Annotated in this window: 5 protein-coding genes; all 5 read left to right on the top strand. The window is 35.4% G+C overall.

The features are described 5' to 3' along the window. Positions 1–35 precede the first annotated feature (35 nt). The 5 genes from AABK36_RS10585 (at position 36) to AABK36_RS10565 (ending at position 11295) form a co-directional block, all read left to right on the top strand. Positions 36–494: a thioredoxin family protein gene (locus AABK36_RS10585; RefSeq protein WP_309939139.1), complete on the top strand. Its 459-nt coding sequence runs from the start codon at positions 36–38 to the stop codon at positions 492–494. A 150-nt stretch (positions 495–644) separates the two neighbouring features. Continuing rightward, positions 645–2027, top strand: coding sequence for a tRNA uridine-5-carboxymethylaminomethyl(34) synthesis GTPase MnmE (gene mnmE, locus AABK36_RS10580; RefSeq protein ID WP_309939140.1), 1383 nt, complete (start codon positions 645–647; stop codon positions 2025–2027). Between the two features lie 335 nt (positions 2028–2362). After that, positions 2363–5695 (top strand): helicase-related protein, encoded by a 3333-nt coding sequence (locus AABK36_RS10575; RefSeq protein ID WP_309939141.1) that lies wholly within the window; start codon positions 2363–2365, stop codon positions 5693–5695. 11 nt (positions 5696–5706) lie between these two features. Then, positions 5707–9327 (top strand): Eco57I restriction-modification methylase domain-containing protein, encoded by a 3621-nt coding sequence (locus AABK36_RS10570; RefSeq protein WP_309939142.1) that lies wholly within the window; start codon positions 5707–5709, stop codon positions 9325–9327. Continuing rightward, positions 9328–11295 (top strand): AAA family ATPase, encoded by a 1968-nt coding sequence (locus tag AABK36_RS10565; RefSeq protein ID WP_309939144.1) that lies wholly within the window; start codon positions 9328–9330, stop codon positions 11293–11295. Positions 11296–11304 lie beyond the last annotated feature (9 nt).

Raw genomic sequence — 11304 nt, 5'->3', positions numbered from 1 at the left:
CAACATGAGAGCGAACAACATAAACCAAAATCAACATGAAAAGAAAAATACACTTTTTGCTGTTAATTTTATTTTTAGCAAGCACAAGCGCCGCTTTCGCAGGAGGAAATGAAAAGAACGATGAGGCAACTCCTTCAAAAATCAAATGGGTAACTCTAAGCGAAGCTGAGCAGTTATCGAAAAAAAATCCCAAGAAAGTCATCATCGACATGTACACTACTTGGTGCTATTGGTGCAAAGTAATGGACAAAAAAACATTCTCCAATGATGATGTGGCCGCTTACATCAATGACAACTACTACGCTGTCAAACTCAATGCGGAAGAAAAAAAGATGTTTGACTTTCAAGGCGCTCAAACCAATGGACCTCAGCTTACTTCGACATTCGGAGTGACAGGCTATCCTACTTTGGTCGTTTTGGACAGCAACATGAAAAGAATCAAAAATATCGTTGGCTTTCAAGAACCTGAAAAACTTATTGCAAACTTGAAATAAAGAATTAATAAGATATTTCTTGGAATAACCCGCAAATACATAGAGCTGATTTCGATCAGCTTTTTTTATTGATGCTAATGATGTTACCTTTGCATTGAGTTTGGGCATCGAACGTACCCCGATGTCCATATTGACAATGAAACTAAGATCATGAGTATACATCATTTAAACTCTCAGGACACCATCATCGCACTTGCCACGCCGCAAGGCATAGGCGCTATAGCTGTGATCAGGCTTTCGGGCAAAGGCTGCGTCGAGTTGGTTAACAAAGTTTTTAAAGGAAAAGATTTAACTAAGCAAGAAGCCAACACCATTCACTTCGGAACGATCAGGGATGGCGAAAAGATACTGGACGAAGTATTGATCTCCTTGTTCAAAGCTCCGCATTCATTTACCAAAGAGGATTCGATAGAAATCTCTTGCCACGGCTCCCAATATATCGTCAAGCAGATTATTCAATTATTGATAAGAGAAGGCGCAAGACCTGCCCAAGCGGGAGAATTCACCAAGCGTGCTTTCATGAACGGACAATTTGATTTGGCGCAAGCGGAAGCTGTCGCTGATTTGATACATTCCGACTCTGAATCTTCGCATCAAGCGGCGCTGAATCAGATGCGTGGAGGATTTTCCAATGAGATCAAGCAGCTTAGAGAGCAATTGATCAATTTCGCTTCGCTGATTGAATTGGAACTTGACTTTGGCGAGGAAGATGTGGAATTCGCGGATCGCGACGATTTGAAACAGCTTGTGGACAAATTGCTTTACGTTATCAACAAACTGATCAAAAGTTTTGATCTGGGCAATGTCATCAAAAACGGCATACCTACTGTGATCGCCGGCAAGCCCAATGCTGGAAAATCCACTTTGCTCAACGCTTTGCTGAATGAAGAAAAAGCCATCGTGTCCGATATCGCCGGCACAACCCGCGATTTTATCGAAGACGAATTGCATATCGAAGGCGTAACTTTCAGATTTATCGACACAGCCGGACTTCGCCAGACCGACGACAAAGTGGAAGCTATTGGCGTGGAGCGAACGCAAGCCAAGATGAAAGAAGCTTCATTGATCATTTATCTGTTTGATTTGATCACTGACAATATCACAGAGATTCTTCAAGAAGTTAACAGGCTTGAAAACTTAGGCAAGCCGTTCATTCCTGTCGGCAACAAGATAGATGAAGCGGACCCAAAAATCATCGATGAACTGAAAGCAAACGACCACAACTGGATGTTCATCTCCGCTGACAAACAGATAAACATAGAAGATCTTAAGGAAGAATTGATACGCAAGGTAAACCTGCCGGACTTCAAAGTCGGAGATACGATCGTCACCAATGTGCGTCACTATGAAAGTTTGCTGAAAACGAAAGAATCCCTTGATGATGTATTGAATGGTTTAGGCATGAACATAACAGGTGATTTTCTTGCTATGGACATTCGCCAAGCCCTACACCACCTGGGAGAAATCACAGGCGAAATCTCGACTGATGATTTATTGGGGAATATTTTCTCTAATTTTTGTATTGGGAAGTAAGTTAGACTTTCACAAATTGTATTATATACAAAAAAAGGCTCTAGTGATATCTAAAGCCTTTTTTCTTTAATGTCCATATTTCTCCTTAAACAAAAAACAAAGCAACCCCCATTTATCTATAACAGCCTATGTTTAAAGTAAATAGATACAGTAACATAAATACGACCAATGGCATTAAATTGATTTTAAGCAATTGAAAACACTCTAAAAATTAAATTCAGCTAATTTTTTCCATTCATTTAATTCCTATTCAAACTATCAATTAATTCTCAATTGTTTATATTTGAAAGGCCTCTATATATTAATATAGAGGTGAATATCATAAGCAATAAATAATGTCCAAAAGATTTTTTACAAATAACAAGCAAAACAGCCTAATAGATAAATTTCAAGGAATATTTGACCATCAAAGCATTCATCAATTTGATGCATTGGTCGGATACTTCAGAGCTTCTGGCTATTTCAAGTTGAGAAAATATCTGAACAAAGTTCCTGAAATAAGAATTTTGGTGGGGATTAATGTAGATGAACTTACCGCTGAAGCAAATAAAAAGGGACTCAAATACCTAGAAAACCCTGAACGAACGAAATCAGAATTTCTAAAATTCATAAAAGAGGATATTGCTCAAGCGTCTTATCACAATGATACCGAATCTGGAATCATTGAGTTTATAGAAGATATTATTTCTGGTAAAGTAAAAATCAAAGCACACGGCAAGAGAAAGCTACATGCTAAAATATATATATTTAGGCCTAATCCATTTAATGAGCATACCAACGGTAATGTCATCACGGGCTCATCAAACCTGACGGATGCAGGATTAGGAACACATGATGACTCTAATTATGAGTTTAATGTATTACTTACCGACTATGAAGATGTAAAATTTGCAGGCGAAGAATTCGAAGAACTTTGGGAAGAGTCAGTAGATATCCTACCTACTGATATTCAAAACCTAAAGAAGAAAACCTACTTACATGATGAGATTAGCCCCAATGATCTGTACCTGAAGATGCTCATTGAGTATTTTGGTGACGCAGTCATTGGTAAAGAAGAGGGAAATAATATTCTGCCCAAAGGCTACACCAATTTGCAGTATCAAGCGGATGCTGTACTTGATGGGTTCGATAAACTGCTGAAGCATAATGGGTTCATATTAGCGGATGTCGTTGGTCTGGGCAAAACAGTGGTAGCTACCCGAATCATCAAAAAATACATTGAGACAAATGGCTACAATACCAAAGTTTTGGTCGTCTATCCAAATGCTCTGGAAGAGGGATGGAAAATGACCATCAAAGACTTTGAACTTAACAACTATATAGACTTTATCTCCAATGGGAGTCTTCATAAGATCATCGATGGGGATAACAGACAATACGCCAATCCTGAAGATTATGACCTGATCGTAGTAGATGAGTCACACAAGTTTCGTTCATCTAATTCTAATATGTACGGATTGTTAGAATTGATCTGCAAGACCCCTAGAAAGACGGTTGGACATGATCTTGGAAGAAAGAAAAAAGTCATGCTGATCTCTGCGACTCCTCTGAATAACAGACCTGAAGATATCGCCAATCAGATCTACCTGTTTCAGGATGCCCGTAAATCCACTTTAGAAGGTGTACCGAACTTACAAACTTTCTTCTCCAAAAAAATTGAGGTCTATAAGAAGCTTGATAAGATAACGGATCATCAAAAGCTAATCGATAAGGTAAAAGAAATTTATTTACCGATCAAGGACAAGGTATTTTCAGAACTAGTCATTAGGCGTACCAGAGCAGATATTCAGAAGATCAAAAGGTATAAAGAGGATATTGACGCACAGGGAATGTCTTTTCCTGAAATCAAGCCTCCTAAGAAAATAGAATATGTTTTTGATGAAGATCAAACAGCGCTTTTTCATGATTCCATGCTCAGCTTGATCGATCATATCGGATACTTTCGATACAGAGCGATAGAGTTCATCGATCCTCAGTATGCTGAGCTGTATGACAATGCAAATCTTATCTCTCGTCAGCTCTCTAAGATCATGAAAACGCAAATGGTCAAAAGACTGGAAAGTAGCTTCTTTGCTTTCAAAAAATCATTGAAACGTTTTCATACCTCCAATGCTCGTATGATCGAGATGTTTGAGAATGATAAGATATATATTGCTCCTGATCTGGATATCAATAAGCTCTATGATGAAGGAAAAGAAGATGATATCGAAAAGAAAATCAATGAGATCAACGAGGAGTCTCCCAATAATGCCATATACAAAGCCGATGATTTTGCTCCCGAATTTATAGAAGGATTACACAAGGATCAAGTGGTACTCGAAGCCTTATTACAACGATGGAATAAAGTCAAGAATGATCCAAAAACAGAAAAGTTCTTAAAGGCTGTCCAGTCAGAATTACTGAACGAGACAAATCTTGAAAAGAAACTAGTTATCTTCTCTGAATCCAAAGAAACGGTACAATACCTTGCCGATGAACTGAAGAAGTCAGGAAGAAAAGATGTATTGGCCATCAGTGCCAATAACCACAAGCAGAAGTTTAACCTCATCCGAAAAAACTTCGATGCCAACTATGCCAAAAAGCAAGAGAATGATTACAATATCATCATCACTACTGAAGTACTGGCAGAAGGCATCAACCTGCACCGAAGCAATGTCATTCTGAACTATGACATCCCTTGGAATGCCACCCGACTCATGCAAAGAATCGGCCGTGTCAATCGTATTGGTACTAAGGCTAAGGAAATTTATATCTACAACTTTTATCCTACTGCCCAGTCCAATGAACTGATAGAGCTTAATGAAAAAGCCCTGAAAAAACTACAAGGTTTTCATTCCGCTTTTGGAGAAGACAGTAAGATTTATTCTGAACAGGAAGAACTGATCGAAAATTCATTAGGTAATCTTGATCCCCAAGAAGAAATAGACGAAAGACTACACTATCTGGAAGTCATAAGAGAACTATACAATGAGGACATAGACACTTACAGAAGAATAAAGAAAATTCCTTTAAAATCTCGTGTGGGAAGACTAGCAAGTGTAAAAGGAGAAGAAGCGCAGAGAATCGTTGGCAACCCCATCGAAAATGCCTGCTTATGCTATCTTCGTAACAATACCAAAGAGGGCTTTTATCTAAGCAATGATAAAAACTGCGTAGAGCTAACCTTTGTACAAGCCGTAAAGCTATTCGAAGCAGAGCAATCAGAAAAGAACCATGTCCTGACAGAGAATCATTTTGATGCAGTAGCCAAAGCCATTGAAAGCTTTAAATCAGTCTATAATTTTGATTTTGTAAGGGAGGAATATGACACCTCCAATCTATCTGTTTTTGAAAGAAATGCGATATTATTTCTCAAGAGTCTGATAGATTTTAAATATAAAATGCCTGACTTGATCACCGAAGAATTGGAAGACCTATTAAATGCTTCACTCAAATTGATCTATATGGGCGTATTCAGGAAATTCAGGACAGAAGTCGCTACCTATGCGACCAAGCAAAAGAAAAAGAAGATTCCTGTAGATAGAGTCATCAAGGACATGATCAAATTGATGAGTAAATACCCAATCAAAGAAATTGCCCGATTGGATAAACTCAGAGCCGAAGAAGAAACGAATGCTTCTAAAGAATTTGAAGCACCAAAATTAGTATTAACAGAAACCTTTGCCTAAACAACTAGAATATGAAAAAAGAAAAACTGAGAGCCATTTTTCAGGCAGGTTATAACAGAGAAAACTGGATCAGAACTTTACACTATATCGTAGACAATAAGGATCTGCTCACTGTGCTTTTATCTCCTAAAGAAATAAGTCTTGATACCCAAAGACAAAATAAAATCGCTCAATCCATCACTCAACTAGGCGAAATAAAAACTCGTGATGGAGAACGTCTGCCCATATACGAAATCAAAATACATGATGCCACCCGCATCGAAAGAAAACGAGTAGCAGTCAACCAACTGATCAAAGACCTGATCAAAAAAGAAGCTTTCTCAGGAGCTCTGGCTACATTTCATAATGAGGATCACATCCAAGAGTGGCGCTTTTCTTTTATCTCCAAAAAAGCAGGAAGCGATTTCTTTGCTGAAGCCGAAGGGCAAGAAACTCAAGCCAAAAGATATACCTATATCTTCGGGACAAACGAGAAACACCATACGGCTGTAGAAAGGTTTCAAATCCTTCATCAATCTTACCTCAAACTGGATGATTTCTTCGAAGCTTTTAATGTAGAACCGATATCAGAAAGTTTTTTTAAAGGGTATAAAGAACATTTTTTAAAATTTGTTCAATTCCTTTCAGGAGACGAACTAAAAAGAGGAAAATGGGTCAGTAATGAAAATAATAGAGCTAAAGATAAAAATGGAATTACTTATTTTGATTCGATTTTCTTTCTAGAAAAATATAAAAAGAGACCAATAACGGATGAGGAAAAAAAAGATCTCGTAAAAAAAGACATAAGAGATTTTATCAAGCGCCTTCTTGGTCGCTTAATATTTCTATACTTCATCCAAAAGAAGAAATGGCTTGGATCCTCTGATAATGAATATAAAGATGGAAACCTCGATTTTATCAACCAAAAGTTATTTGAAGGTGATAAAAAAAATCAAGGTAATTTCTACAGCAAATGGTTAAGTCCGTTATTTTTTGATACACTTAATAATGGGAATCGACATAATGATGAATTTTTATTGCCTGATGGACAAAAGGTTTGTATCCCTTTTCTAAATGGTGGTTTATTTGATGAATCACAAGAACCTAAAGGGCATGAAACTATTGACTTCCCAACTTCTTTTTTTGAAAAATTATTTGAGTTTTTCAACAGTGTCAACTTTACCGTGTATGAAAATAGCCCTGAAGACCATACCGTAGCCGTTGATCCTGAGATGCTGGGAAATATCTTCGAAAATCTACTCGAAGACAACAATGCCAAAGGTGCCTTCTATACTCCAAAGGAAATCGTGCAGTATATGACGCAGGAATGCCTGATCGAATACCTGAACACTCACTTTGAGCAATACAATCAGGAAGACTTTACGAAGCTAATCAAGCACCATCAGACAGATAGTTTCTCTCATAAAGATTTAGAAAAGGTTATCGACTCCATCGACAAGGTAAAAATATGTGACCCTGCCATAGGTTCAGGAGCCTTCCCGATGGGACTCTTACAGGAAATATTTCATCTGAAATCATTCATCCTTGAAAGCTTAGGAAAAGAAGTTGATCCTGTAGAGATCAAAGAAAATATCATTGAAAAAAGCATCTATGGAGTAGATATCGAAGAAGGAGCCGTAGACATTGCTCGCCTAAGGTTTTGGCTCTCTTTGGTTGTTGATGAGCAAAAGCCCGTCCCGCTTCCCAACCTCGACTATAAAATCGTAAGAGGGGATTCTCTGACGAATCGATATGCACTGGATGAATCCATAGAAAATGTCTTCAGGCAAATCAATAAAAAGAGAAATGAGCCCCTGACGCTTGAGGGATATAAGCAAATGGTTCATGACTTTTTGCATGAATCAGATCATGAAAAGAAAAAAGAGTTCAAACAAACGATAGAAGAAATAAAGTCAGCTTTCAAGCTAGAGTTAAACAAGAATGAGATCCAAAAAATAGCTGATGCAAGAGGAGCCCTTTTTAATCTTGAACAAGTTGATATGTTTGGAAAGCAAAAAGGGAAAAAGGCTGATATTAAAAAGGCAAAAGATAAGCTCAAAAAATTAGAAGCAAATAAAAAGGATACTGAATCAGCCAAAGTCCACCAAAATGCGCTCGAATGGCGTTTTGAATTTCCTAATCTACTGGATGAAGATGGCAACTTCGAAGGCTTTGATATAGTGATTGGGAATCCGCCCTACATCCAGCTTCAAAAACTGGACAAAGTATATACCAAAGGCTTGGAAGGTCAAGGCTTTGAGACCTTTGCTCGTACGGGGGATATTTATTGTTTGTTCTACGAAAGAGGAAATCAAATACTCAAAGAGAACGGAACGCTTTCTTATATCACCTCTAATAAGTGGATGCGTGCAGGCTATGGAAAAGCAACTCGTGATTATTTTCTTAAAAACACTTTAATATCTCAACTGATTGATTTTGGTGACGCAGATATCTTTAAAAATGCAACGACCTATACCAATATCCTACAGTTCAAAAAAGAAAATAAGAATGAAAAGCAGCCTTTTGTATGCGACCTAAGTCATAAATTCAACCCAAAGAAAAGCCTCGTAGAGCACTTAAAACAAAGCAAATCTTTTACTTCTGATTTCTCTCAAGAAGGGTTTCTTATCGTAGAGAAGATGAAGCAAAAGCTAAAAGAGCAAATAGAAAAAATAGGAAAGCCTCTTAGAGATTGGGGTGTTGAGATTAATAGAGGAATTCTTACAGGCTTTAACGAAGCTTTCATTATTGATGAAGAAACTAAAAATAGATTGATAGAGGAAGATCGTAGTGCTGAGGAAGTCATTAAGCCTTTACTTAGAGGGCGAGATATTAAAAGGTATAAGAACGAATCTCAAAATCTTTGGATTATTAATACTCATAATGGTCTTAAAAGTAAGGATACTCCTCCTATAGACATTGAGCAATATCCGTCACTCAAAGCATATTTAGATCAAAACTATTCTCAATTAAAAAATAGAGGAGATAAAGGGATTACGCCCTATAATTTGAGAAACTGTGCCTATCTAGAGGATTTTGAAAAAGAGAAAATAATGTGGGCAGAGATAGTCTATGACTCTGCTTTTATTTACGATACTCAAGGCTATTATCCCGAAGCGACTTCCTTCATCATGACAGGAGAAGCCTTACCCTATCTGACTGCGGTATTGAACTCTAAACCAGCGACTTTTTTCTTTAAGAATTTTTATTCTGGAGGAGACTTGAGAGGAAATACTTTTCGATATAAGAAAGCATATCTAGAACGCCTTCCAATTCCCGAAGCAGATGAGTCAGAGAAAAAAGTATTGGGGATCTTGGTGGATTATATTCAGTTCTTATACAAAGAAAAAGAACCCATCAACGAATACGTTCCTAACAGCCATATAGCTGAACTTTTTGAAGAAGTGATTGATGGTCTTGTCTTCGAATTGTACTTCAAAAAAGTATTTAAATTAGTAAATATCACTTTCCTAAAATATGCCGAAAGAGATTACCCTAGCCTAGAGGGAATAGAAGAAACTAAACAGAAAAAAGAAATCATTCATAATGCTTATCAGAAGCTAAGAGAGAAGGATAATGAGGTGAGGAATAATTTGGTGTTGATGAAGATTGATCTTAAAGAGCTTTTGATGCCTATTTTAACTCATAAATAAATGAAACAATTAAAGTCTATTTCTTTACGTAATTTTAAATTTTTTTACGGAGAAGAAGCAAATGATTCGAATACAATAAATCTTGAAGGAAAAAACCTTTTAGTTTATGGAGAAAATGGTAGTGGGAAGAGCTCAGTATATTGGGCTTTCTATACAATTCTCCAAAGTTATTTAAAAAATGATAATAGTGAAATAACTAAGTATTTCACAGCTGAAACACCACCAAAACCTTCAAATTTAAAAAACAGATATGCTTCTAATGATACCAAGTCTGGAATTGATTTAGTATTTATTGACGAATCTGAAAATGAAATCACAAAAACTGTATCTGATACTGAAATAAACACTAAAGGCGGGAATAATGAAATAGAAAAGATACACACAATATCTGATTTTTTAAATTACAAATATATTTCTAAATTTTATGATTTTAGAAATAGTCAAAATGCTGATTTATTTGATCTTTTTGAAAAAGAGTTATTAATGTTTATTGATTTTGGAGAAGAGGTATATCATTTCCAAAGTGGAATCAATCAAGGAAAGTTTGCAAATAAATGGTGGGAATATATTTCAAGTGAATATATAAATTTACCGAAATGGACCAGTAATAATAAGAAAGTTCATTTTCTTAAAAAAGAAACTAAAAATTATATAAATCAATTTGAAGATTTTAAAAAAAAACTATCTAATTATTTACTTACTATCAGTGAATCAGCAAATAAATATCTCAAAGAGAAATTTCATGAGAATCTAACTTTTTCAATAGAATTAGAAGAAGATTATACTTTTAATCATGACTTAGTTGAAAAATCGAATCAAGGAAAATTAGATAGTCCTAAAATTAATTTATCAGTAGAATTTAATAGCGATAAAATAGATGATAATAAAAAAAACATAAGTAGGCCTCATACTTTTTTAAATGAAGCAAAACTAACAGCGATATTTCTTTCATTAAGATTAGCAATGTTAAAGAAACGACCTAAATTTGAGAATTTCACTAAACTCCTAATCATAGATGATCTTCTAATCAGTTTGGACATGTCAAATAGAGAAATTGTTCTTGATATCTTATTGGATGAATTTAATGATTATCAAACTCTATTTTTTACTCATGACATTAATTTATTCAACTTCGTAAAGAATAAACTTAAACAAAATAAAGTAGAATCTTCATGGAAAATTAAAGAGATGTATTCACATCATTGCGCTGAAGATAAATTTGAAAAACCTCTAATAATAGACAGTGATTATTCGGATGAAGAAAAAGCTAAGAAATATTTTGACAAAAAAGATTATACTACTTGCTCTCTTTATCTTAGAAAATCGTTCGAAAAAGTAATTAGAGAAAAATTACCTATCGAAACTATTAAAACTGCTGACGATAAGTTTATAACTTTAAATAATTTATGGAAAAAATTTATCGAAAGAGCTAATCTCCTAGGCAGTCCTGTTCCTAAAAGTACAATTGACCATTTTGAACAGTCCAAACTTTTGATCTTAAACCCACAAGCACATTATTCCGAGTTATCAGCTCCTGTATACAAGTATGAATTAGATAATGCTTTTACAATATTAGATAAAATAAAGCAAATTCATCTCACATTCAAAAAGGTGATTCTAATGAAAGATTGCCAAATAAAGTTTACACATCCAAAAGAAAAATATTGGTGTGAATACCGTCTTATACAAGATTTTATAACCGAAAACAATAAAATCACTACTTATCCAGATTGTAAGACCATTAAATGGGAATATAATGGACAAAAAAATACCATCCCAAGTTCAGGAAAACAATTCACACAAGATCAAGTAGATAAATTCAGTAAAAATAAATTAGACTCTTTTCAAGATCAATTAAAATCAGATACTGTATTAAACGTTGATCGTGAAACTTTTTTAACAAATACACTTACTGTTGATGGAGGCTACACATTAAAGGAACTTCTTAAAGGTGTTAAATTCAATTAACAAACTGTT

Source organism: Aureibacter tunicatorum (assembly GCF_036492635.1).
Taxonomy (GTDB): domain Bacteria; phylum Bacteroidota; class Bacteroidia; order Cytophagales; family Cyclobacteriaceae; genus Aureibacter; species Aureibacter tunicatorum.
The sequence above is the reverse complement of the archived record's forward strand: the minus strand, read 5'-3'. Positions and strand labels throughout refer to the sequence as shown.